The sequence below is a fragment of the Methanobacterium formicicum DSM 3637 genome (assembly GCF_000302455.1).
In the GTDB taxonomy this organism is placed as follows: domain Archaea; phylum Methanobacteriota; class Methanobacteria; order Methanobacteriales; family Methanobacteriaceae; genus Methanobacterium; species Methanobacterium formicicum_A.
In genome coordinates, this window is record NZ_AMPO01000005.1 from 97,501 (window position 1) to 122,269 (window position 24,769).

Consider the following 24,769-nt stretch of genomic DNA (forward strand, 5'->3'; position numbering starts at 1 on the left):
GGTGTATCCTTCTTCGCGTTTACCACGGGCAATGATTTTCAGGTTTTTGATTTCTTTTTCCTTTCTGCTTAAGAAGCCAATCATCGGTCCGATTCCAAACTGATTCTTTAAAGAGATCTTTTTCGCGGTTTCAACTACGTGGTTATCCAGTGCAGTTTCAAATGCTCCAATGGAGCCTGTTTCGTTGTAGGTGGCCATGGATTCTGCTAATAATGGAGCGTATTCTGTTCCTTCCAGACCACTCACCACACCTGCAACATCTTCTGCTTCCATGAGATCTTTTAGCTTCCATTCCCTTATCTGGTAACCATCACTGATCATGTAGGGTTCAATATCCTCGAATTTTAATCCATCCACCTTGGCCCTTAAGATGATTTTTAGGTTGGTTCCATCCACCATGTTTCCTACGTAAGTTTTTAAGTAGGCTGTATTGTCATCTTCAGGGGTGGTTACAGTTCGAAGGAGGTTTTCCAGGAGATACTTGTCCAGAGAAGCTTCCAGTGGTAACAGCATTCCTGTTTCCTGGTAGGTGGGAATGACATCTTCCAGGATGGGAGTGTATTCTGTTCCTTCCAGGGCGCTTAACACTTCATTAACATCTTCAGCGTCTACAAGTGCGTCCAGTTTGTCTGAGAGTTCACCGAATGGAATCACCAGATCAAGGGTTTCTTCGTGGTTTAACCCTGCTTTTTTAGCGATTATTATACTTTTAATGTTTTGGATGTCCCATTTTTTTAGGAGAAACTTGAAAGCTTCTCTGCTGTTTTCAGGGGTTATCCTGGCTACTAAATCGTAGTTTTCGGCAAGCTGGGTGTCCAGGGCCTTTTCCAGGGGGTACTGATCAATGTATTTTGCGTAATCTGGGTATCCTCGGAGATAGTTTTTCACTTCTTCAATGTTTGTGGCTTCAATCATCTCTTGAAACTGCTTATCATTGAATATTCTCCCTATTCTAGCCCTTACACGTGCATTGGGATAAGTGTAGGGAAACATGCTCAGAACGGGTCTGATGGTTGATATAACTACAATTACTCCGAAAACGGCTATGATAAGAACCATAACCGCTAGAAATGCCTCAATAGAGGGGAATCCCAGTCCAGTGACTAATGAAGTAATGTCCTCTGCCATGTGAAATCTCCCCTATTATTTGAACAGTATCCCTGCTACTTCAGATCTTAGAGATTTTTTGAATCTTAACATCCTTGATTCGATGGTGTTGTTAACTTCTATTTCACCATTTTTGGTTTTTAGGATAGCTCCTCCAATGGTGTTGATGTCTGCTCCCATCTCCAGTTTAGTGGGGGTACCTGTTTGGTCGCTGATACTTTTTTCAATAGTAGGTAAGTTACCTTTTATTTTAGCCACATCGCTCTGTTTAACGTGGACTATGAGGTCACCACCACCTATTTCTGTACCAGCTTCTGTGATTACTTTTTCAAGAGATGCTTTGTATTCGGCTGCATCTGAGGAAGCTATTTCCTTGAGATTTTCTTCAGCTTTAGCAAAAGCATCTTCTATTACTTCTTCTCGAGCCTCAAGTTCCATTCTCCGGGAGTTCATCTTAGCTTCTGAGATAATCTGCTGATACCTCATTTGTGCTGTTTTTTTAGCATTTTCTAAGATTTTCTCTTTTTCAGCTGCTGCTTTAACTTGGCCTTCAGAGAGAATGGATTCATTTTCCTTTTCAGCTTCCGCTAATATGGATTCTGCTTTTATCTGGGCATCAGACATTATACTTGAGACTATCTTATCTGTCCCGGCGCTCATCTCGATCATCCCAGAATTCCGCCGAATACCATGAGGAGTATAGCAATCAGGAAACCGTAAATAGCCTGGGTCTCGGATAGTGCTGTGAAGATGATACCTCTGGCGAACATGTCTTCGTTTTCAACTACTGCTCCTACTGCTGAGGATGCGGTTATACCCTGACCCATACCAGAACCAAGACCAGCAAATCCTATTGCTGCTCCTGCACCTATTGCTACCAGACCTAGGGAAGGAGCCAGTGCTTTATTAGCCATAATTGTGAATACCATGAGCAATATAGCAATCAGGAAACCATAAATAGCCTGAGTTTCAGGCAGTGCTGTGAAGATGATACCTCTGGCGAACATGTCTTCATCTTCGGCCACCGCACCCACACTTCCTGCTGCTGCTATTCCCTGTCCTAAACCTGATCCTAATCCTGCAAAACCGACTGCTAATCCAGCGCCTATGCATGCTAATGCTGTTCCTAAAGCGACTTCTACCATATTATTTTCCTCCTATTTCAGTAAACTTTCTTTTGGCACGGAAAGCCTTGAATTTTTGACTTCCACCTATGTAAAACTGAGCGAAAAACTCAACATAATGCAAACGTAATGAATTTATAAAGGCACCCAGGGTCTGGAAGGCACCGTTTGCAATCTGCCCGCCAATAAATACTATTGGTGCAATTATTATTCCAATCACCGGGATCATTTCAGCACAAATTCCAGATAATATGTTAACTGTCATTGCGATTCCACCGGTGGAAAGACATAATGCCAGGAGCCTGGCGTATGAAAGAACGTTTCCCAGGAAACCTGACAGATCCATAATTCCGAAAAATCCATTGAAGTAAACCAGCATGATTATGCTTAAAATAAGGATGCCTACTCCAGAGTACAGAAGTATTCCGAATCCTAAAAGATATCCTACTGCCAGTAATATTACACCTGCTTCCAGGACAAACCACACTATTTGAGCTCCTAATGCTTCCTTAACATCTCCACGGACTAAGTTGTTGTATGTTCCGAATATTAAACCCATGTTTAAGTGCAGAACACCTACAATCAAAGCGATTATGAGGATGTTTTCAGGGTGAACGAAGGAGTTTATGGATGGTATGGTGGTTGGAAGAGCTAATGCTGAATTTCCCCAAATAAATCTGGGTATAAAGTCTCCTATGAAACTGTTAGTGACTAATCCCATGATCACGGCCCATACTCCACAGGCAACCATGATCAGACCAAGGTTGGCCATGGTTTTACTGTTTCTTCCCAGTCCACGGAATATGATGTAACCTATAAGGGCATCAGCTATACCGTAACCTGATTCGGTTAAACAGAAACCGAAGAAAAATGGGAATATTATAGCCATCATGACTGTGGGGTCGATCTCCCTGTAATTTGGGGGAGAATACATGTGCACAAACATTTCATATGGTTTGGCGAATCTGGGGTTATCAAGCTGAATGGGAATGTTATCTTTTTCCACGTCGGGGTCAGTTACATCTACAATGGAATGACCTTCAGTTGACGTATCAATGGTTAAAAGAGCCTTTTTGAGTTTTTTCTCAGGGACCCATCCCTCAAACATAACTGTTTTTTCAGTTTCACCAAATGAAGAAAATACTTCACTGCGTTGTTTTTCTATCTCTAACTCTTCTTTAAGAGCTCTGAGTTTCTCGAACCATTCAGCAGATATATCTGCCAGTTCATTTAAGATAGAATCCTTTTCACGGGCTACAGATTCCAGTTCAGATTCTGATTTCTGGATTATTTCATCTGGTTTGCCTGAGAGGCCGGAAAATTCGAATCTTTCAAATTCCAGTTTACGCAACTGACTTAAAACTTCGTCGGCATTTTTTTGCAGAGTTACTACAACCAGAGTTTTAAATCCTTTTATTTTACTTTCCTGGTCAAAAACAACAATTTCATCATTAAAGTCCTTCAGATTTCCTTTGAATTCATCATTGGATTCTGTGGATATTTTACCAGAAATGAAAGAAACGTAATTTGATTCTTCAAGAAGACCGAGGTCAACATCAAAATTGGAAAGATTTTCTGCAACTTTAACTGCATTTTCAAGTTCAGTTTTCCTGGAATCTAACTGGTTGATCTTTTCTTCTTTGGGTTTTGTCTGGGCTTCAACTTCTCCCAGAATTTTTTCTGCTTTCTGGATAAGTTCCTGAACACTAAGAGCTTCTACTTCTACTTTTTCAATGGGAGGGGGGTTTATGAAACCCTTCACCAGGGGTAAAATTCCCTTCTCCTTTCGGGCCATTGACTTTAGAAAATCAGCAGTCCCTGAGGTTTTCATTAAAAGGGAAGAAATTTTACCGGTAAAAGGAGAGGCGCTGGATGGTTTCAGGATCTGTCCCCATTCCGCGTCCTGTTGTATGCGCTCGGATATATCTTCAATCTGGACCAGTGCTGCTTCGTGTAGTGAATTCACTGCTGAATCAGCGTATTTGTCCAGGGTGATTATCCTGAGCTTTTTCATCCTTGCCGGTTTGAACATGGTTCTCACACTATAATATGCTTTTTACAATGACTTCAGCAGCCTCATCAACCATACCGGTAGCTTCATTTTTAGTTATCTCTACTTTTTCTTTGGTTTGATTGTTTATTTGATATGCTTCCTTTTTGGCGTTAGTTTCGGCTTCAAAAGTGATCTTTTCTGCATCACTGTTGGCCTCTTCTTTGGCTTTTTCTATGGTTTCTTTGGATTTCGATTTGGCTTCTTGGATCATTTCAGAAGACTTGGCTTCTGTGTCCTCTATTAGTTTATTGGCATCACTTTCAGCCTTTTTTATTGTTGTTATAGCTTCTGACATTGTTGTCATTTAAATCACCCTAATATGACCATGATAAACCGAATTCTATTAAGGCTTATATTTATCTTTTACTATTTAATTTTCGAAGCAAAAAAAGAGCATAAGAACTTATTTGGATGTATTAAGTTCATTTCTATCAGCATGAATATTTCTGCATTCTAATCCATCAAAATAAATGTCTTCAACGTCAACAAACTTTCTAAATGGACTTTCAACAGATTTTTCCTCATATATATGGGAAACTAGTGCTGGAACCCTTCCTATGATGAATAAACCAGTGCCATGTTTCCAATCAAATCCCATATCTGATAATATCCCTGCATTGGCACCATCTATATTCATATGAATGCCCTTCATTTCCAGGAGCAGGTTTTCTATATAAACAGCTAATTCGGTGTGAATCCCAAAACATCCATATTTTTTAGCTGTTTCAATAAGTTTGCCGGGTCTAGGGTCTTTATCATGGAAACGGTGTCCGTAGCCGGGTATTTTTTTCCCCTTTTTAAGGAAGTGTTCTACTATCACTAGAGCCGAATTTTTCAGTTCATGACTGGATGTAGGAGGGCCCTCGGAATTAATACCTTCTTTGATTATTTTTTGTAAAATATGCATGGAACGTTCCAGGGCACCGGCATGGTATTTTCCAAAGGAGGATATTCCTCCGGAAACGCAGGTGTTCATATTGGCACCGGTGGAAGCCATGATCCTGGCTACCTGGGTGCTGGGAGGAGTTACTCCGTGGTCGCAGAAGGAGACTAAAACAGATTCTAACATTTTTGCCTGTTCTTCATGGGGAAGTTCTCCTTTTAGGAGTAAATAAACCATTTCAGGGAATGAAATGTTGCCTATCAAATCTTCCTGGGGGTATCCTCTGGTGATTATTCGATTAGGTTCCACCTTGGTAATGGATGTTCTCCATTTGGGCTTGGTAAGTTTTAATAAATTTTCCACACTCTCTCTTCCTATTGCCATTTTCCTCACTCCAATGCATCTTGTGAAAGATAAATAGATGATTTTCTTGGTTCAACACAACAACAGGGTCGCATGCATACGATACGAACTCCACTGGCCCTTTGTGGTCCTACTTTCACCATTGCCCCCAGGGCAGTGACTGAACCCCCCAGACCAAGGGCACCTATATTGGTTTGATTCAATGAATCTGTTATCTTTTTTTCAATTGGGGATTGATGATTGAGGTTCCCGTAGGTCATTGCCTTTAGCATCAATGTTGAAGCTTCATAGTGGGTTCTTCCAATGCCCAGTGCCGGGATGCATGGTGTGCACCCCAACTTAGGAATCTCTGATCTCATCCATGTAAGCGCTTCCTTAAAAAGGTTTCCATGATCCCGCTGGTGAAAAACACGATAAGTGTGACTCCTTATCTCTGGACCGCCACCTAACATTAGTACATGGATTTTAAGGCCCTTACTATCTGTTGTATCCACCAAAACGGATGGGGGTATTACTTTTCCAGGGTCATTGTAAAGTCCCTGACTCTGTTCAATCCTTTCTATATCATTACCAAAAACTGCCATTGGTCTTCCCGGGAGTTTTTTAAGACCTAAAGCCACACCCTCATTTATCTGATGGAATAAGTCAGGATCAAACTGTGTGTTATGCCCTAATTCTACCAGTACGTGGGGTATTCCTGTGTCATCGCAGAGGGGAACTTTATTACTACTGGCTATTTTCTCATTTTCCAGGAGCAACTCCAGAACCCAGCGGGCATTATCATTTTCTTCATTTTGAATTGCTCTTTGATAAGCCTGAATCTGGTCATCTCTGAAGGTTGTACTGGCCTCAATCACTGCATCTTCAACCAGGTCTCTGATTTTTGTGGACATAATTAGACTCCTAAATGGGATTAATCCCCTATTTTTTTCCTGATTTTTACTTTTATGAGTTGTGGGATGAACCTTTGTAGTGAGGGGATAAATGAATTTTTAAATAATTATTTTTGAAGAGTAAAGTTTTACTTAGGTCTAGCCAGATCTCCTACTCCCTTCTTAGAAATCACTGCTTCAGGATAAAAACGGTTAATCATACTTTGAACCAGTAAAACTTGCCTTGCTCTTTCACCAGCTTCTTTCCGGGTGGTATCGTAGCCATGATGAGCAGCAACTGCACCTCCAGTTTTAAGATACACTGGGCAAGCTTTCTTGATAATTTCAGGGGCTTCATAATGTCTGATGAAACCTCCAGAAGATTGTGGATTTTCAGTGTGGATATCCAGTGAAATGTCAATGGCTTGTCTTATTGCCGCCAGCATCGCTATCTGCAGATCCCTAACCGGGTTAAATGAATCAGCACCTATCATCTCTAAAAGATGTGCAGAGGCAGGGTTTCCGTGACCACAGTGGGCTGAAACCTTAAAATGCACATCTGCGGGTAGTTCTCCTTCTTCACGCATTTTACCCAGAACCCAGAGGAGTCCCTCATCATAGACCACTATTCCCCTCACACCAAGATCCACAGCCCTTTTAACATCCTCAATAGCATAGGTGAGGTTATCATAACCTCTGAGCCTGTAACCTATTCTGGCACCTTCCTTGGTTTTAGCCGAGGCACTGGTGTCGTAGGGAGCACGGGGACCAACACTTAAAAAAAGTTCCATCCGGGCATCACGGGCTAAATCTACCATTTCCAGGATTTCCCTGTCAGTTAAGAGCATTATTCCTTTGGTCTGGGTCACCCGGTGTACCATGACCTCGTATTTATCCAGGGCATCCAGAAGACCCTCCAGAGCTCCGGGTTTCTGGATTCCAGGGACTTCAAAACGATACTGAGCACCATCTGGAAACCTTTTACCTGAATCCGGTAAATTATCATCCACTTTATTGATTCCAATTTTATTCAAAAAGTTACGAGTGTCCATACCAATAACACCTATCCTATATTATTATATGATGATTAGTTTCGTTTATTGACTTCCTAACTATGATTTTAATGCAGGAGTAATTATTAAAGTAATTATTAATGCAGGAATAATTATTAATGCAAAGTAAGGGTATTTTTAACGCAGGATTAGGGAATTCATCAATTCTTTTATATCGACATCTTCCAGGTGATCCAGAACCTTTAAAACATTAACATCTACATGGGGATTAAGGTTAATGAATTTATTTAACATTTCATCAGGGGTGAATGGATTTTCAGGTTCTCCTTTAGACAGATCAATTCTTTCAGTGTAAGTATGTTCCTTGGTGGTTATGGTTACATTTGATGGTCTTTTTTGAGGATAAAGTTTATTCAAATCCTCATCATATTTAATCCTGATTTTACTGGTAATTTCAGTAATTTCATTAGTTCTATTAGTTTCATCAGCTTCTGTAATTTCACCAGTCCCACTAATTTCATTAGAGAAAGTTGCGCGTGGAATATCTCCAAGATCCAAATCTCCCTTTATAATGGCCAGGGCCAGACTCACTGGCAAGCTCTGCCGGATTCCTTCCACACTGTGGGGATGGTAATTATTGTGGCCAGCTGCAATTTCATAGGTTTCAACTGTAATATTTTGAATATCAACGATTTGAAGATTTTTATTTTTCATTATACTAATAGCAGCGTCCAGTGAGGAGTGTAAATGTCTGCAAACAGGGTATTTTTTGAAATAAACCATGAGAATTTCAAATTCATCATGGGAGCATTTTCCAGTTCCATATTTTTTAAGAGAATCGTTCTCCTCTTTTTTCTTTCCCATGGCCTTGAAAAGTCCTTCTTTCCCTTCAAGAATATTGTGGGCTCCTGTAAAACCGTCCTTTGCCAGTAATGCTGATAAAACTCCGGATTGGGCAGCTTTTCCTGCATGAAGGTGTTTTGCCATGCTCCCAGTATGATCTGATTCCAGTAACCCTGCAGCCTGGGTCCCGGCCAATCCCAGTGCATTTAAAATACCTTCCTCATCCAGTTCCATTATTTTTGCTGCTGCAGCTGCTGCACCCAGAGTGCCACAGGTACCGGTACTGTGGAAACCTTTCTGGCGGTGGCCGGGATTAAGAATCATTCCCGTTTTTATTGCAACCTGGTATCCCACCACCATGGCAGTAATGAATTCTTTCCCGTTTTTATGGTATGATTCTGCCAGGGCTAATGCTGCAGGGATTACGCATGCTCCGGGATGAAGCTGGGCCAGGCGATGACCATCATCCAGATCAAGACAATGAGCTGATACTCCATTAGCTAACGCTGCATCCAGGGGAGTGGCAGTGTCTCCGCCAATGACAGTGGATTCCCTTCCAGTACCGATAATATTTTTCATGATTCCAGCACTTTCACTACTAGAACCTCTGAGTGAAACCCCTAAAAAATCAAGGAAACAGAGCTTGGCCTGGTTAACCACAGCTTCTGGAAGATCAGGGTAGCTCGTTTTATCGATGAATTCTGCGAAATCTCGTGTAATCATTTTGTCTAGCCCTGTAAATTGCTTATAATGTAACTTTAATTAAGATCAACCTTTAAAGGATTCAACCTCTAACCAATGGTTTACTAAGATGGCGGCGTGCAGAAGGTGGAACTTCATAAAATCCAGTTTTAATTCTTCTTTCAATTTCCCTTCTTTCTTTTACTTTATTTATTTCTTTAACTTCCCCATTTTTTTCAGAGTCTTCACGTATTTTATTACCGCACTGGGGACATTTATAACCTTTACCTTTCCCTGCGGACTTCATACGCTTTCCGCATTTGCAAAGTGGATTCAAATATTCATATAAAGGTGTTAAGTCCATGATTTTGATCTTTTCCACGTTGAGGGTTCCTTTATTCCCAATTCCACCGTAGACTTCCACCTGATCTCCAGGGGCCAGATTACGTACCACATCACGGAACTCTTTGGTAGGTTCATAGGCTGCACATTCTACCCCTCCAGATTCATCCTCTAGGGTGAAAATAACGTGTCCCCCTTCAATAACCACTGGCTGGGTTTTAACAGTTCCCTGAACAATGTAGCACTGGAACTGTTTCATAATGGAAATGGCATCTATTTTTTGCAGGTGCAGATCAGTGTGCTGGTTGGTTAAAAACACCCTGAAAGATTCAATGGGTTCTGATACCTTCACCATTTCATGGGCTTTTACAACCGCTTCTTCTGTCTCTCCTCGAATCCCGTAAAGCACTGGGCAGGGTGTGTGCGGAGTTATGGCCATGTAACCATCATCAACATTGTCAAAAGTATCAGGGTATGTTTCCTGGTTCATTTCCAGGACAGATTCCGGATCAACCCTTCTTTTTGCTCCGTAATTTGCGGGGTCACGGTAGGCCAGCAATTCATAGGTTGCATCAGTCAGGGGACAACCAATGGCTGCCAGGGACCCAATTATGCCCCTTCCCTTTTTGAACTTAAATATCTCTGCCCCTACCTTTTCTGCTAACTTTTCAGCTTCTTCCTGGGTTACAATGGTTCTAATGGTTCTGAGGGCATAATCCTGAAGTTCGAAAGTTACCTCACCCTCATAAAATACCACACCTGGATTGGTTTTAGGGTCTTCCATCACAGCCAGTTCATTTACCATCTTCAAAATAAGATTCTTGGCGATTTCAACATCTTCTTCTGATTTCAAAACCAGTTTAAATGACACTGCTCCATTTCCTCTTGTTTTATGAGGAGCGAATGGGTTCAGGCGTATCAGGCGTGGTGGACCATCCACTCTAAAACCACAAGCTTTAAGTCGGTCCATTATCACAGAACATATATATGTAGTGCACATTCCACTGGCAGAGTCAGTGTCATCCATACCTACATAAATATTATACAAGTCAGAATTCATATCAACATCATTCATAACAAATATCACCGGGGTGTTTTTTCATGTCGAACATGCCCTTACATAGAGATCATATAATTATTGAGATCAACGAGCTTTTATCCAAACATGGTTTTGACACTTCTAATATATATGATAGAAGTTGTTTTGATCTGGTGGCTCGAAGAGAACTACTTTTGCTTTTAATGAAAGTACTGGTTAACGTGGACGGGTTCAGCGCAGCCCATGCACAAGAAATTAAAAGAGTAGCCCGCACTTTCTTTGCTTCACCTCTTCTGGTTGGCCTTAAATCCAAGAATGAGGTTTTAGAAGAAGATGTGGTATACGAACGCCATGGAATACCGGTGATAGCACCCTCAACCCTGCGAAATATAGTGGTGGAAGAAATTTATCCAGAGATATTCGCTGATCGAGGAGGATATTACGTTCAGATCGATGGCCAGGTTGTTAAGCAGATGAGGGAACAACAAAACCTTTCACTGAAAGATCTGGCTGATAAAGCCCATGTATCCAGGGAAACCATCTATAAATATGAGACTGGTAGAGTACGGGCACAACCGGACACTGCATTTTTACTGGAAAGCATCCTTGACATGAGAATCACTCTTTCAGTTAACTTATTTTCAGTTCCAAGTGATGAAGATGCTGCAGAGACTAAAAAAGGCGAACCCCGTGAACTGGTTGATCTGGGCTTTGGAGTTATAAACACCAACCGAACACCCTTTGATGCCCTTGCCCAGGTTGAAGCCACTTCCAAAAAGGCAGAACCATTACTTACTGATCTTGAAAAAAATAGAAATCAGAAAGTGTTAAACAAGATGGCCACCAACCTAAAGGATCTTTCTGATGTAATTGGCACTGATGCAGTCTTCATACTGGAGAATAAGAAGGATACAGAATGTATCGATGGAGTGCCGGTGGTTCACAGCTGGGAAATTGGGGAAATGAAAAACCCTGCCGAGTTTCTGAAGATGCTGGCCGAAAGACGGGAATGTAACTGATTTTTTTATAAATAACTGATCTGTTTATAGATAATGGATTTGTTTGTAAGTATTATGGAAATTCAAAAAGAATTCTATTTTTCTTTTTTACAAATTGATTAATTTTTACTTTTCTTTAGACTTCTTTAGTTTTCTATTCTTTTTTAGATTTTACTCTTCTTTAGATTTAACCTAACTCTTTAAATTTTAATTATTCTTTAATTTTAACTCTTCTTTAGATTAAAATGTCTTTAATACCTCTTTAGGGTTATGTAACCCTATAATGCCCTTTGTTTCAATTGTTTATTTAATCGATTAGACTGCAAGATTTTCCCGCCTATTATTACTCTTTTTTGAAAGTTTGATACAATTTGGGTATAAAATGAAATAAAATGAAGAAACTTGGGATGAAAATCCAGTTAAAATCGGGTAAATCTCGGAAAAACTACTTTTAAAGGTTTAAATAACCTGAATACTATCCACAAAACAATGGAGGTATTCAAAATGGACTAATCCTATCTGTATTATTAAAAAAATTAAAAAAATTAGGTAAATTTGTTAAATATAGAAAATAATTAATTAACATCAAAATTACATGAAAATTAAAGTTTTATATGGTTTATTGGAGGTGAATGGATGAATCTTTACCAATTGGCGTTTAACAACATCCGCAGAAGGAAACTTAGAAGTGCATTAACCATGCTCGGGATAATAATTGGAGTTGCCACTATTCTGACATTATTAGGAACAACTGCAGGATTAGCTTCGGCAGTTAACGATCAAACAAATAAATATATGTACGATGTAATAATTGCACCCTCATCAAGTAGTGGATCTTATTTAATGGATTCTCAAACGGTTTCAAAGGTTGAAAACCAGTCCAATCTTTACGGATTCCAGGAATTATCGGTTTTTTCAGAGGAAATAAATGGAAGCACAGTAACTGTGGGCGGGGTGAATGATTGGAGCCAGGTTAAAATAAAAAATGGAACACAGGGCGTGGTAATTAATCATGCAGTTGCAGATAAGCTTCACCTGGGTATTGGCGATAAACTAAAAATTAAGAATAAGGAATTGACCATCACCGGAATATCCAACGAAGAACAGGTGGATGAGGATGTACTCGGTATTTACATAAACCAGACTATTGCTAAGCAAATGGCAGATAACAAATTAAGTGCTATCTATGCTCGGACTAATGGAGATACAAAGACTGTTGCCGAGAGTACAGAAAAGCAGGTAAGTGGAGTTTCAGTTAAAACAAAATCAGAAAAGGTTGCTGAGGTTCAGGAATGGGCCAGTAAAGCACAGCTTTTCATGGGAGTTATTGCAGGTATAGCTCTGGTTGTGGGAATTATAAGCGTGGTAAATACCATGATGATGAGTGTCATGGAACGAACAAAAGAATTAGGAGTTTTAAAAGCCGTTGGATTTACAAACTGGGAACTGAAAGGAAGCATACTATTTGAATCCGGTTTATTAGGGTTCCTGGGATCTGTTGCCGGAGTTATTCTGGGGATCATCGGTGTAATTTTAATTGCAAAGATGCTGAATTTCACGGAATACATTCCAGAAATGATACCTTTATGGTTAATTGGAAGTGTAATTGTGGGATCTACCATTTTAAGTATTTTAGCTGGACTTTATCCCGCAAGACGTGCTTCAAAATTGAATGTGGTGGAGGCGTTGAGGGATGAGTAAGTTAATAGAATTCAATAATGTCTGGAAGACATATAAAATGGGTGATGGGGAATTAAATGCCATTGCAGGACTGGATCTTAGCTTGGAGGATGGTTCTTTCACAGCTGTGATGGGTCCCTCTGGATCTGGAAAGTCAACTTTCCTCCACATTACCGGGATACTTGACACACCAACCAGGGGTACATTCAGGCTTAATGGTAAAAATACCACTAAATTATCGGTTAAAGAGCAGGCCAGACTTCGAAGGAATGAAATAGGATTCATATTCCAGAGGTTTAATCTCATGTCCCAGCTCACAGTCCTGGAGAATGTCATGCTACCTATGATAAGGGAGGATTCCCAAAAAGCTAAAAATATAATAGACCTCATGGGATTAAATGGAAAACATGATAAACGCCCGGGACAACTTTCAGGAGGAGAACAGCAGCGTGTAGCAATTGCCAGGGCTCTTGTAAATGATCCCTCAATTATTTTGGCTGATGAACCAACAGGAGAACTTGATACCCAGAATGCGAATACAATAATGCAAATACTTCAAGATCTAAATCAAAACAAGGGTGTGAGTATTGTAATGGTCACCCACAATCCAGATGCAGCGGATTTTGCCCATGAAGTGCTCCATATGCGTGATGGTGTCCTCGCCAGCCCGAGTAAATAAAATAATCAAGTAATTAAAATAAAATTTCACTTATTTTTTTAATTTTTTTAACATCCAAAAACAAAACATCTAAAACAAATAATACAACTGTTTAGTTATTTATTGAAACTGTAGGTTAATTATTAGTATTTAACGAGTCCCCTAATTAATTGTATATAATTTAGAGGGCATGATTTGGGAATCAAATGTAAAAACATGGTGTGAATTTCGGAAAAACTTTTTTTAGTATAGTTACATTACCTATTACTACAGCTATTATGTATTTCTTAAATGATTGGTTTCCATTAGGAAATCACAGTATTTTAAGCACAGCCCTTACCATTTTAATAGCGCTGCCATTAACCATGAGGTTTAAAATATGTTATTCGGATCACCAGACTTACTAACCAGTTTAATTGTAATCATAACTGTTATACTGGGATTTGGGACCATTTTCCTGTTGTGTGGGCTGATTTATATTTACTGGGGAAATTACCGGGAAACAAAATCAAGTTATGCCGTGGGTCTTTTACTGTTTGCATCGGCTTTACTACTTCAAAATATCTTGTTAACTGGAACTTACTTCATCAACGTACTTAGTCACTGGTATGAAGGAATTGTAATGTTTGCGCTTATTGTTTTTGAATTTATAGCGTTGTTAATACTGTTTAAAATCAGCTGGGAATGATGTTGGTACTGATAATAGAGTTAGGGATCTTTCATGAAAAAGAAATTTCTATGGTGGTTAATTGTAGGCACTAAAGGTGGTAAAAACCGTGCCAGGATAATTAATGAACTTAAAGAAAGGCCTTACAATATTCATCAGCTTTCAGAAGTGCTTGAACTGGATTACAAAACAGTTCAACATCATATGGGAGTTTTGGAAGAATCTGGTGTTGTAACATCAAGTGGGGAAAAATACGGGAGATTATACTTTCTTTCCGATAAAATGGAAGAAAACTACGATACATTCCATGAAATATGGACTCAGTTTCAGAAATAATAAAATGTATTCAACTTAAGCCATGAAAATGATTCCGGAAGCTAGGTTGAGTAAGCTAAATAAGCTAAGTAGGTTAAGTCTGTTAAGCTTTATAATGGTTTAAAAAACGTGAAAGAGGTTAAAAAATGCTTTATATATCACCTGAATTTCTTAGTATTATCATAATCATCAGTAAACTACTGAGCATTGGAAACATTTTCCTCTTAACCGGACTATTATATTTATACTGGAGAAGTTACCAGGGAATGAAATCCAAGTATACTCTAGGATTGGTTTTCTTTGCATCATTCTTCCTTTTTCAAACCATTGCCCTGGCTGCAGCACTTTTTTTAATAAAATGGTTTGTTACCGCGTTTTTCATAGTCTTACTGGAATTTATCGGGCTTTCAATACTCCTAAAAATAAGTTGGGAATGAAGTATAGGGGAAAGAATAGGGAAATAATATTATAGGGCTGTTAAATATTATTATAGGGATGTTAACTCTGCACTGAAAAATATGCAGGATTCATAAGTTTTTAAAAAAAGAATAATAATTGATGAGGTTTTTTTTAACGTTCAAACAGTTTAGAAAAGCTTTCTTCTGCTTCTTTTTGGGAAGCTATTCCCACAGCCACCATATCCACAAAATCCGTGGTTTTAAGGTAATCAAATGCATCATCTGGTGTCATTATTCCTGCAGCAAGTACGTGCATGGCGATAATGGTTTTATCCATTTTTTTGATGATTTCTCTGAACTGGGCTCTTTCATCGGAGCTATAGGTGTCGCAGTCCATTAAATATCCCAGGCGGTTAAGGGGAACCATATACAGTTTGAAGTCGTTTATTACTGGAGATTCAAGGAGTTCCATGGTGGTTTTAAATGGATATTGGGTTATAAGGCCCGGTACTGATCCAGTATCCTTAATTGCATCCAGTTTTTCTCCAATCAAATTCCAGTCTCTTTGGTCGGTGATCTCCGGATCCACCAGCATGGCACTGGCATCTAACTCGGATAAAAGGGTTATGTCCTCGTTCTCTGACTCTGGGCGGATGGTGGCTATGATATCCAGGGGAAAGCCCTGATCACGTGCAATTTGTAGTGCCTCTACCACTGGGGGGTGGGGTATGAGTTGGATTCCCCTTACTCCCATCTGGTATGATCTGGCCATTATTTGGGCTATTGCCTCTGGGTTTCGGTAGAGATCCAGGAGGTATAGTCGGGCCCTGTGGCCGAAGTGTGCTGCTCCGATGGAAGGAGATGTTCCCATTAAAGTGCGTGGGATCTGCTTTCCATCTATTTCAAGGTAACCTTCTAACATTTTAATCTCTTAGTTTAATGTATTTAGCTCTAGATTAGTCTTAGTTTATTTCTAAGTTTAATTCTCAGTTATCTCGTATGCTTTTTGGATTTGCAAGTACTGTTGTTTATTCAACTTTGTGGGCCACAACTGCAGTTCCAAAAACCAGGATCTCCTGCATTACATCTGAAATATCATTGGAGTCGTATCGGGCACTGATTATGGCATTGGCGCCCATTGCTTTGGCATGGTCTATGGCTCTCATCATGGCTTCATCCCTGGTTTCTTCCATCATGCTCACGTATTCCTTGATTTCTCCTCCGAACATGGAACGTATTCCTGCACCTATCTGTCCGCCAACACCTCTGCTCCGAACAGTAAGGCCGTATACAAAACCTTTAGTTTCCGTAATTTCATATCCAGGTATGTAATTCGAGCTCACAATAACATATTCATCCACTGAAACCATGATTAAACCTCCTAACACATCTTATACTCCAGTTTAAGAATTTTATTCCCCGGACATTTTAATCAAGGGAACATTTCAAGTTCATTGTTATAATTCATAGTGATTCTAAGATATATATTTATGCTCTTTAAGTGCTTAAATCTTCAAAATCCACTTTAAAACTATGGAAATATGTTTAAATTAACCAGTAATTAATTTAAATGTTTAAACATTAGTTGAAGTTAAAAACCATTCAATAGTTAAAGTTAAAAAAACTCAATAAACAGCTAAATTTATAATTCAACCAGTTATCAATGCGATTATTAAAAAAATATTTTTCATTACAAGTTTTTTTAGTATCAGGAGTTTCATAAAAATTTTATATAATTTTTATATAATCTACTAGAATTCAAAACAGATATTAAAAATTCACAACAGATTTAAATCTACATCATACCTAATAAATAATTGAACGATAATTGAAATTGCATAATTAGATTTGTAGTAACCTAAGGTTTGTAATAAAAAATGGACAACGTGGATTAATATGAAGGTACTTATCGCTGATCAGATAAACCAGAAAGGAATCGAAGAATTGGAAGAGGTTGCAGAAGTAGTTGCTCGTACAGACATCACTCCAGAAGAACTGGTAAGTGACATCAAAGATTTTGATGCCATTGTTGTAAGAAGCAGGACCAAGGTAACCCGTGAAGTTATTGAAGCTGCTCCTCTTTTGAAAATAATTGCCAGGGCAGGAGTGGGTGTGGACAATGTTGATGTTGAAGCAGCCACCGAAAAGGGAGTAATGGTAGTCAACGCACCAGAATCCACCTCCATCACCGTGGCCGAACACACCATGGGCCTGGTTCTATCCATGTCCAGGAAGATAGCCATAGCTGATAAATCAGTTAAGGAAGGCAAATGGGAAAAGAGCAGATTCATGGGAATGGAGCTCAATGGCAAGATACTGGGTATCGTTGGAATGGGCCGCATAGGCAGCCAGGTTGTAGTCCGATCCAAGGCATTTGGTATGGATATCATGGTATATGATCCTTACATTACTCCAGAAGCCGCCGCAGAACTGGGAGTAGAAGTGGTTGATCTGGAAACCCTCCTTAAAAACGCCGATGTAATCACCATACACGTACCACTCACCCCTGAAACCAAGTACCTCATCTCCGAACCACAGTTTAAAATAATGAAAGAAAATGCTATTATTGTCAACTGTGCCCGTGGAGGTATAATTAAAGAGGCAGATCTATACGATGCACTCAAAGCTGGTGAAGTAGGAGGTGCTGCCCTTGATGTGTATGAAACAGAACCACCAAAAGATAACCCTCTTCTTGAACTGGACAATGTGGTCTTAACTCCACATATAGCTGCTTCAACTTCGGAAGCACAGCGGGATGCTGCCATAATTGTGGCCAAGGAGATCAAGAAGGTTTTCCAGGGAGAATCCCCTAAAAATGTTATAAACATGCCGGTGATGGACCCTGAATCATTTCAACTGATCAAACCATTCTTTGGCCTTGCAGAGAAACTGGGAAAATTCCTGATTCAAACTGCCAAAGGCAACATAACTGAACTGAATATCACCTACTGCGGAGAACTGGCTGAAGTTCAAAAAAATGATATCATAACCCGGATGATCCTGCAGGAAGTCCTGAATCCCATACTCACTGAACCAATTAACCTGGTAAATGCGCCTGGTGTAGCCAAAAACAGGGGAATAATAGTCATTGAAGGTAAAAGATGCGATTCTAAGGGTTTTAAAGACCTCATAAGTATTAAAATGAATGCAGATGGTAATGAGGTTAGTGTTGAGGGTGTTTTTGACAAGGAACCCAAAATTGTGATGATCAACGGCTACCAGGTGGATGTTGAAACTGAAGGAACCATGGTAATAGTCCGTTACAAAGACATACCTGGTATTATAGGTTCAATAGGAACAAAACTGGGTGAACACAGCATAAACATAGCTAAAATGCAGGTGGGCAGGCAGGCACCTGGTGGAGAAGCAGTCATGGTCCTTAAGGTTGATCAGAAAGTTTCAAAAGATGTGGAAGATGCCATTAAGAGCCTGGATCAGGTTTACGATGCAGTGGCTGTTAACCTGTAATTCAACCTTTTAAAAAAAGGTTGATCAAAACCTTTTTTTATTTACTACTTCTTTTAATAATACAATAAAATGAGAAATATATGATGAGAATTTTATCTGGATTAATTATAAATTACTTAAATTAGATTTAAACTAGTTTATACTTACTTAAATTAGTATATAGTTACTCAAATTACTATGTAGTTACTTAAATTAGTATATAGTTACTTAAATTATTTTATAACGAGCTATCTCACCAAATGAGTTATATCCGATCATACTTTCTTCAATGTATGGTTCTGCAATTATTAAATGAAAATACCCATTTTTGGCAAACATCTGCAAATCTGCAGTTGAGGGAGATGCACTGGGGCCTGGATGGCTGTGCACTGAGCCTACTGTGCCGGTGGATAATGGTATCATAAATGTATTTATAACTGCACCTTGATGGGATGTTTCACCAGCTGAAAAGACCAGACCATCAATTTTCAGGGTTTCATCTTTAATCTTACCCTCTAACATGGCTACAAATTCAAAAGGATGAGCTTTTCGGGCGATCTGGATTATTTCTTCTACAACTTCCCGGTCAATAAGGATTTCCTGAAAGTTTTTATCCTTATTCCCGAGTACATGCCCTATAATCTTGTCCATCCATGTTTCTTTTTCAGTCATAATGGATCATTTTTTATGTTTTAAATCCCAGTAACTATAATCTCATAAATTAATAAGATTAATTCTCTAGATAAACTTAATTTTTTATAAATAAGGTTAATTTCATTTTGATTAATTATTCAATCATTTTAACAGTGAATTTGTCCTGAAAAACTCCTTATCAAAGAGTGGAAGCTCCCAATCAACAAATATTTTTTTCCTTTGTGATATAACTTTTTCATTAGTCAATGGGTTTAAACCCTCAATTTCAAACCCTTTTTTATAGATCCCAACCCCTCTTCTCTGCCAGGTTGGCATTTGAGTTATTTTGATGCCTTTTTCGAAAAGCAGATCATGCAACTGGTTACTCTTCTTTTTATGGAGGATTTGCATAGCTTCTTCCTTGGAATAGTCCTCTCTCAGTGTCCAGTATGAGTATCCGTTCAGACAGTTCCTCCAGGATTCCAACTGCCTCCACTGGAAGTACTCTACCACTTTATCACGGGATAAAGGAATCACCCTGGAATCAAAGGAAATAGGTTTCGTTGCACTGATTTTTTCCTTGAAGTCATCCTGCTCCATGATCTTACGGGTAAATGCACCACATAGGAAACTGGCCATAACTGAGTCCATCTTTTCCACCCTGCCTGCGAAGGGTATTTCTCCCAGTAGCAGGTTAACTTCATCGGAAAACACGTATGCAAGTTTAGGGCTGAACTCCTGGAAGAGCAGACGAGCTGCTTCAGAAATTATCCGAACAAATTCGGGGTCGTATGGTTTTTCAAATTCCAGTTTACGAGATAACTGTGAGAAATTCCTACCGTCAAGTCTAACCACAGTAGGAGAAGTGCAGGGAACCTTTAAACTGGAAAAGATTTCATATTCTTTCATTTAATCAGCGTCAAATTCTTTTTTTTATTAGAAAATGTATTTTAAATTTTTTAATAGAGTATTTTAATAGGTTAATTATGAATCTGATTCTTAGTAAAACTAATTGATCCTATTAAAATTATTATATTAATTATTAATTAAGGTATGGATGCCCTAATACTTTGTGGAGTATGAGATTAGGTAGTGATCTGTGTTGATCATGGTAAAAAAGTATTTATATAAAAAATTTCTTACAAAATCAATTTCTCTATGAAATCAATTTCATAAAAAATGAATTAGTTCCTAGCAACAAATGAATTTAAGTCCATTCAGCAAATGCATTTTAGTTCTACCCTCAAATGAATTTAAGCCACTAACCTCAATAAATTTTAAGTTCCTACCAGCAGATTTTCATTGAGGCTGTTAAGTAGTTTAATGGCTGAATATGCGGCTAAAACACTTGTTTTGGGGTTCATGGAACATCTGAGGTTGCGGGTTATGGTACGGAATTCTCCAAAGTCTCCCACCACTTCCAATTCGTGTATATTCCGATCTACCTGGGGGTCGGCTATGATCTTAACATCAATCTCTTGACCCGCAGCTATACTCACTGTGGCTGCTACATTGATATTTAGAGGGAATTTCTTAACTGCTTCACTGGCTTTACCCTCATATAGTATGGTCTCTTTTTCAGTGGTGATTCCTAGTGAACGGGGTGGCTTCCGTGTTACGAGGGTTATACGTTCAATCTTACCTAAAGATGCAGTTTTAATCCCGTCCAATCCAACAATTGCTCCTGAAGGGGCGTATATTCTGCAATTATTCTCTTTAGCTAACTTTTGCAGTTTTGACCTGACTTTAATATCCATAAGTCCCCCTACACTCATAACAATTACATCCTTACCTGCTTTAAGGATGGGAGGGACCATTTTTTCAACTGCCTGGGGGGAAGCAGCTTCAATCACCAGGTCAACATGGTTAAGCATGTCTTCCAGGTCCAGAACCACCCGACCATCTACCTGGGAGGCCAGGTTCTCGGCTCTTTCCATGTCCCGATCGTAAAAAAATTTGATTTCAACGCCAAGCTTTCCTTCCATGGCAAAATTAGTGATTATATTAGCTATGGCGCCGCATCCTAGTATGCCAACCCTCATTTAATCTAAGTCTCCGTACTGGTAGGTACTGCTGTTTCTTTTATTTCTGGACTAATGAGTAAAATATCTCCTACTGCCTGAACCCTGTCGTAAGGTATTTCAATGGTTCCTTCTTCTCTAAGAGGTCGTATTTCATCCCCTTCTGGAACTATCCGTATGCTTTTGGTTATAACATCTTTAATACCCACACTTTTTTTGTCAGGATTTGTGGCAACGGCTTTCAGGGTTGAAACCCTGCCTTTCTTGATGTTTAAGATCACGTCATGGATGCGTCCCACGTATTTTCCACGGGTGGTATACACATCTAAGTTGTACAGATTCGTTAATTCCACCATATTTCCACCTCTCATTTTTTGGCACTTGCCCTGGTTTATCAAACTCATCTTAATACATCTCAGGGTGTACCGTTAACTAAATTAAATTAAACCCTTCCCTGTACTTAAATATTTCGAAATAAGAAGGTTTTCTCAGATAAATTTGGGGCAACACCTAAATTCCGGGGTCCTTTCTGGTATCATTAAGCATATTATCCGGAGATAATAATTCATGAACTCCAGAAGATCATTAAGCAGAAATATAAGAACCTAATCTGAACTTAGTGAAAAATTAATTAAGTCAGGAAGATTTAATGGGTAAGATCTTAATCATTTAGTCCGTAGTCACTTAAATCATGATCTATTTAAGATGGGATAATCTGATAAGAAATCTGTGAGATAATTTGATAATTATGGATTATAATTTTTTGAAAGATTATAACTTAAAAATTTACTAAAAAAAAGATTCTATTGATTAAATTATGTTGATTAATCTATTGATAATATGTAGGTGCTCTAATGTGGGATACTAGTAAAGATTACCGGCTTTTAGTGGCAGAAAAATCAGTTGAACTTTTCCTGAGAGCTGTTGAAGGAGCTAACTTCAAAGGAAAATGGAATAAAAAGCAGGCATTGCAGACTGCCCGAAAAATGACATCAGAAATTCAGACACTTTATTATTCATACCTGGAACCATCAGAAATGGCTAAAACCCCCCAAATAGGTTTACTGGAAGATCAGGCAATGGAAATAGTTGAAGCTCTGGGAGGGGAATCATGGCACAGGCAATTCCTGGAACTGGCTAATCGTGATGAGAAAGAGAAACTGGAGGAGTCCCTGGCTAAGATCAAATTTTTCCTGAACACCATTTCGGGTCTGGTTAATCGCCTCAGCCTGGGACAGATCAATGACCCGGTGATAGGGATAGATATTAAAAAAGGGGAAATTTCCAGTGTTTCCAGACATCCTCATGCAGACCAGCTCCTGGTGTGCAATGTTAACCTGCAAGAACGAGCTCTTACTGTGGTAACCAATGATCTTGAAATTAAAGAGGCTAATCAGGTGGCAGTTGCTCTGCTTCCTCCAGAAGTATTCATGGGCATCACCAGTGAGGGAATGTTTTTAGGGGTTGATGGTGTTGTTTTGAAGGATGTGAAAGGAGATTTAGGAAAAATACCCCATGGAATTCCACTCAAAGCAGTTAACGAGACTAGAAATCTTGTTGAAAACTTTTTACAGTGATTTATTGGTTTTTAACAGGGATACCGGCTTTGTTTTTTTAGTTGTTTATTTTTTCCACTTTTTTTAATTATCATACTCTTTTTTAATTATCAAACCTTTTTTTTAATTATCCTAAGTTTTTTTAATTATCCAGGGTTTATTTATTCTTAATTTAACCCGAAAATAATACTTGAAATGGAAAAATAATCTTTAGGTGATTCTGGAATATCCGTCCATCTTGTTATGATATGGATATCAAAGGACAGGTGAGTTCTGGAAAGATCAGCCAATAACCACCATTTTGCTGCGGGTCATATCTTCAACCGCATATTTAACTCCTTCCTTGCCCATTCCACTCATTTTAAATCCTCCAAATGGCATGTTATCTGTTCGGAAGGTGGATTGTTTATTTATTAACACAGAACCTGCCTCTATTTCTCGCACGGCTTTTTTAGCGTTTTCTATGCTACTGGTGAACACACCTGCCTGTAATCCATAAGGAGTACTGTTGGCAACTTCAATAGCTTCATCCAGGTTTTTAACCCTTATAACTGGAGAAATTGGGCCAAAAGTTTCTTTTTGAATCAGTTCCATATCTTTCTGCACATGATCAAGTACCGTGGCATCAAAAAATGCACCTTTCCTCTTACCTCCGCAGAGAAGCTGGGCATCATTGTCAATAGCAGTATTAACAACCTTTTCTACATGAATGGCAGCATCTTCATCAATAAGGGGGCCCATTTCTGTTTCAGGATCCATAGGGTCCCCAATTTTTAATTTTTTGCTGCGGAATACCAGATCATCTATGAACTGGTCTGCCACCTTCTCATGGACAATAATCCTTTTAACTGCAATACAAACCTGCCCTGCATTGAGGTAAGAACCACCCACTGCCCCCATAACTGCTGCTTCCAGGTTAGCATCATCCATAACCACAAGAGGGTCGTTTCCTCCTAATTCCAGAGTTAACTTTTTCATACCTGCTTTTTTGGCAATGGAAAGACCGGTAGGGACACTTCCAGTGAAAGATATTTTATTAACTCTGGCATTGGTCACTATTTCATCCCCTAAAACACTGCCACTGCCAGTGATGGCATTCACCACTCCATCTGGTAAGTGCCTATCCATTATCTGTGCCATTTTAAGTGCAGCCAGGGGAGCTTTACTGGATGGTTTGAAAACCACCGTGTTTTTAGCAGCCAGTGCAGGGGCTAATTTATGTATGGCCAGATTAACCGGGTAATTGAATGGGGTTATGGCTGCAACTACTCCTAATGGAATTTTTATGGTGAAACCAAAAGCACTCCTACCTGCAATGGCCGCGTCCAGGGGAACTGTTTCTCCATGTATCCTTTTTGATTCCTCAGCAGCCATGATCAGAGTTTGCAGGGACCGATCCATTTCTACCTTAGATTCACGAATTGGTTTACCAGTTTCAAGGGTGATGAGTTCGGATATTTCCTGATGCTTTTCCTTTAAGTCCTGATGGATGTCATTTAGTATCCTGGACAGTTTACGTGAAGACATTTCATTCAGGGATTTCTTTGCTTTGTTAGCAGCATCAATAGCAGCACGCGCATCTTTCGCATCGCCTACTGGAACTTCATCCACAGTCTGGTTGTTGAATGGATTTATAACGGCGATTTTGTCTTCTTTATCAATTAAATTTCCGTTTATTAACATTTTCATGTTACTTGCTCCCAGAAATATAATTTAAGTTAAAAAAATAGTTTTTAAAAATTTCAGGAGGGTAAATATCAAATTTCATTGATTTAAATGGTTTAGATATTTAACATCATTTATTTGTTATTTAACATCCTATAATCTGTTTTTACCCTTTTAAGAGATTATATTAAGTCTTGTTCAGGGTTTTGTTTATTTGTGTGAGGTTGCCATTGATACTATTCATTTCACTGCCACCGTTAAGGCTGCTACCCACACCACTAACGTAGTTTTTATAAACGATGATTGCCACCAGGGCGATTACTATGATTCCGCCCAGTATCAGCACGTATTCTGCAGAAGTTTGGGCTGCTTCATCTTTAACTATTCCTATTTCTATTTTTTTCATAGAAA

General features: G+C 39.1%; 26 protein-coding genes (1 of these 26 cut by a window edge). 8 read left to right on the forward strand and 18 right to left on the reverse strand.

The genetic code is table 11. The features are described from left to right. The 10 genes from A994_RS06820 to A994_RS06865 form a co-directional block, all read right to left on the reverse strand. Positions 1–1,128, reverse strand: the 5' portion of a protein-coding gene (locus tag A994_RS06820) for a V-type ATP synthase subunit C (protein ID WP_004030653.1). It extends 30 nt beyond the left edge of the window; only the first 1,128 of its 1,158 coding nucleotides appear in the window; the start codon lies at positions 1,126–1,128; its stop codon lies off the left edge, out of view. A gap of 15 nt (positions 1,129–1,143) precedes the next feature. Further along, positions 1,144–1,767 (reverse strand): V-type ATP synthase subunit E, encoded by a 624-nt coding sequence (locus tag A994_RS06825; protein ID WP_004030654.1) that lies wholly within the window; start codon positions 1,765–1,767, stop codon positions 1,144–1,146. 5 nt (positions 1,768–1,772) lie between these two features. Then, positions 1,773–2,252, reverse strand: a complete 480-nt coding sequence (locus tag A994_RS06830; protein WP_004030655.1) for an ATP synthase subunit K — start codon at positions 2,250–2,252, stop codon at positions 1,773–1,775. A gap of 1 nt (position 2,253) precedes the next feature. After that, complete coding sequence (locus A994_RS06835) at positions 2,254–4,263, reverse strand: V-type ATP synthase subunit I (protein ID WP_004030656.1); 2,010 nt, start codon at positions 4,261–4,263, stop codon at positions 2,254–2,256. Between the two features lie 10 nt (positions 4,264–4,273). After that, on the reverse strand, positions 4,274–4,588 hold the full coding sequence (locus A994_RS06840; RefSeq protein WP_008512355.1) for a V-type ATP synthase subunit H: 315 nt from the start codon (positions 4,586–4,588) through the stop codon (positions 4,274–4,276). 99 nt (positions 4,589–4,687) lie between these two features. Next, on the reverse strand, positions 4,688–5,551 hold the full coding sequence (locus A994_RS06845; protein WP_004030658.1) for a citryl-CoA lyase: 864 nt from the start codon (positions 5,549–5,551) through the stop codon (positions 4,688–4,690). A gap of 5 nt (positions 5,552–5,556) precedes the next feature. After that, complete coding sequence (locus tag A994_RS06850) at positions 5,557–6,423, reverse strand: fumarate hydratase (RefSeq protein WP_004030659.1); 867 nt, start codon at positions 6,421–6,423, stop codon at positions 5,557–5,559. Positions 6,424–6,551: 128 nt separating this feature from the next. After that, positions 6,552–7,454: a hypothetical protein gene (locus tag A994_RS06855; protein WP_004030660.1), complete on the reverse strand. Its 903-nt coding sequence runs from the start codon at positions 7,452–7,454 to the stop codon at positions 6,552–6,554. A 138-nt stretch (positions 7,455–7,592) separates the two neighbouring features. Beyond that, positions 7,593–8,981, reverse strand: a complete 1,389-nt coding sequence (locus A994_RS06860) for an MmgE/PrpD family protein (protein ID WP_004030661.1) — start codon at positions 8,979–8,981, stop codon at positions 7,593–7,595. Positions 8,982–9,042: 61 nt separating this feature from the next. Next, positions 9,043–10,356 (reverse strand): tRNA(Ile)(2)-agmatinylcytidine synthase, encoded by a 1,314-nt coding sequence (locus A994_RS06865; RefSeq protein ID WP_004030662.1) that lies wholly within the window; start codon positions 10,354–10,356, stop codon positions 9,043–9,045. Between the two features lie 26 nt (positions 10,357–10,382). Here A994_RS06865 and A994_RS06870 point away from each other — a divergent pair, with 26 nt between their 5' ends. From A994_RS06870 to A994_RS06895, 6 genes are all read left to right on the forward strand, one after another. After that, positions 10,383–11,339 carry a transcriptional regulator gene (locus tag A994_RS06870; protein ID WP_100222269.1) on the forward strand — a complete coding sequence of 319 codons (957 nt, stop codon included), beginning with the start codon at positions 10,383–10,385 and terminating at the stop codon, positions 11,337–11,339. Positions 11,340–11,954: 615 nt separating this feature from the next. Then, complete coding sequence (locus A994_RS06875) at positions 11,955–13,019, forward strand: FtsX-like permease family protein (protein WP_004030664.1); 1,065 nt, start codon at positions 11,955–11,957, stop codon at positions 13,017–13,019. Continuing rightward, entirely contained in the window at positions 13,012–13,677 is a 666-nt protein-coding gene (locus tag A994_RS06880; RefSeq protein WP_004030666.1) for an ABC transporter ATP-binding protein, read from the forward strand. Before A994_RS06875 ends, A994_RS06880 begins: the two co-directional genes overlap by 8 nt. Positions 13,678–14,035: 358 nt before the next feature. After that, complete coding sequence (locus A994_RS06885) at positions 14,036–14,344, forward strand: hypothetical protein (protein WP_004030668.1); 309 nt, start codon at positions 14,036–14,038, stop codon at positions 14,342–14,344. Positions 14,345–14,377: 33 nt separating this feature from the next. After that, the gene (locus tag A994_RS06890; RefSeq protein WP_004030669.1) at positions 14,378–14,659 is read left to right on the forward strand and encodes an ArsR/SmtB family transcription factor; all 282 of its coding nucleotides are present in this window, start codon (positions 14,378–14,380) and stop codon (positions 14,657–14,659) included. A 125-nt stretch (positions 14,660–14,784) separates the two neighbouring features. Then, positions 14,785–15,075, forward strand: coding sequence for a hypothetical protein (locus A994_RS06895; protein WP_004030670.1), 291 nt, complete (start codon positions 14,785–14,787; stop codon positions 15,073–15,075). A gap of 133 nt (positions 15,076–15,208) precedes the next feature. Here A994_RS06895 and A994_RS06900 read toward each other — a convergent pair whose 3' ends face one another. Next, on the reverse strand, positions 15,209–15,958 hold the full coding sequence (locus A994_RS06900) for a hypothetical protein (RefSeq protein WP_004030671.1): 750 nt from the start codon (positions 15,956–15,958) through the stop codon (positions 15,209–15,211). Between the two features lie 106 nt (positions 15,959–16,064). Continuing rightward, positions 16,065–16,406 (reverse strand): heavy metal-binding domain-containing protein, encoded by a 342-nt coding sequence (locus A994_RS06905; protein ID WP_004030672.1) that lies wholly within the window; start codon positions 16,404–16,406, stop codon positions 16,065–16,067. A 526-nt stretch (positions 16,407–16,932) separates the two neighbouring features. On the opposite strand from A994_RS06905, the gene serA reads away from it, so the two are divergent. Next, on the forward strand, positions 16,933–18,504 hold the full coding sequence (gene serA / locus A994_RS06910) for a phosphoglycerate dehydrogenase (RefSeq protein ID WP_004030673.1): 1,572 nt from the start codon (positions 16,933–16,935) through the stop codon (positions 18,502–18,504). 207 nt (positions 18,505–18,711) lie between these two features. On the opposite strand, the gene A994_RS06915 is transcribed toward serA, so the two are convergent. The 4 genes from A994_RS06915 to A994_RS06930 form a co-directional block, all read right to left on the reverse strand. Then, positions 18,712–19,155 (reverse strand): Mov34/MPN/PAD-1 family protein, encoded by a 444-nt coding sequence (locus tag A994_RS06915; protein WP_004030674.1) that lies wholly within the window; start codon positions 19,153–19,155, stop codon positions 18,712–18,714. A 123-nt stretch (positions 19,156–19,278) separates the two neighbouring features. Beyond that, a complete protein-coding gene (locus A994_RS06920) occupies positions 19,279–20,025 on the reverse strand; it encodes a tRNA(His) guanylyltransferase Thg1 family protein (RefSeq protein WP_004030675.1) in 747 nt (248 codons plus the stop codon). A gap of 368 nt (positions 20,026–20,393) precedes the next feature. Further along, complete coding sequence (locus tag A994_RS06925; protein ID WP_004030676.1) at positions 20,394–21,158, reverse strand: aspartate dehydrogenase; 765 nt, start codon at positions 21,156–21,158, stop codon at positions 20,394–20,396. A gap of 5 nt (positions 21,159–21,163) precedes the next feature. Further along, complete coding sequence (locus tag A994_RS06930) at positions 21,164–21,493, reverse strand: PRC-barrel domain-containing protein (protein ID WP_048204142.1); 330 nt, start codon at positions 21,491–21,493, stop codon at positions 21,164–21,166. Between the two features lie 498 nt (positions 21,494–21,991). Between A994_RS06930 and A994_RS06935 the strand changes: the two genes are divergently transcribed. Continuing rightward, entirely contained in the window at positions 21,992–22,714 is a 723-nt protein-coding gene (locus A994_RS06935; RefSeq protein ID WP_004030678.1) for a tRNA-binding protein, read from the forward strand. Between the two features lie 261 nt (positions 22,715–22,975). On the opposite strand, the gene A994_RS06940 is transcribed toward A994_RS06935, so the two are convergent. Both A994_RS06940 and A994_RS06945 read right to left on the reverse strand, forming a co-directional pair. Continuing rightward, positions 22,976–24,382 carry a lactaldehyde dehydrogenase gene (locus tag A994_RS06940; RefSeq protein WP_004030679.1) on the reverse strand — a complete coding sequence of 469 codons (1,407 nt, stop codon included), beginning with the start codon at positions 24,380–24,382 and terminating at the stop codon, positions 22,976–22,978. Between the two features lie 163 nt (positions 24,383–24,545). Next, on the reverse strand, positions 24,546–24,764 hold the full coding sequence (locus A994_RS06945; protein ID WP_004030680.1) for a class III signal peptide-containing protein: 219 nt from the start codon (positions 24,762–24,764) through the stop codon (positions 24,546–24,548). Positions 24,765–24,769 lie beyond the last annotated feature (5 nt).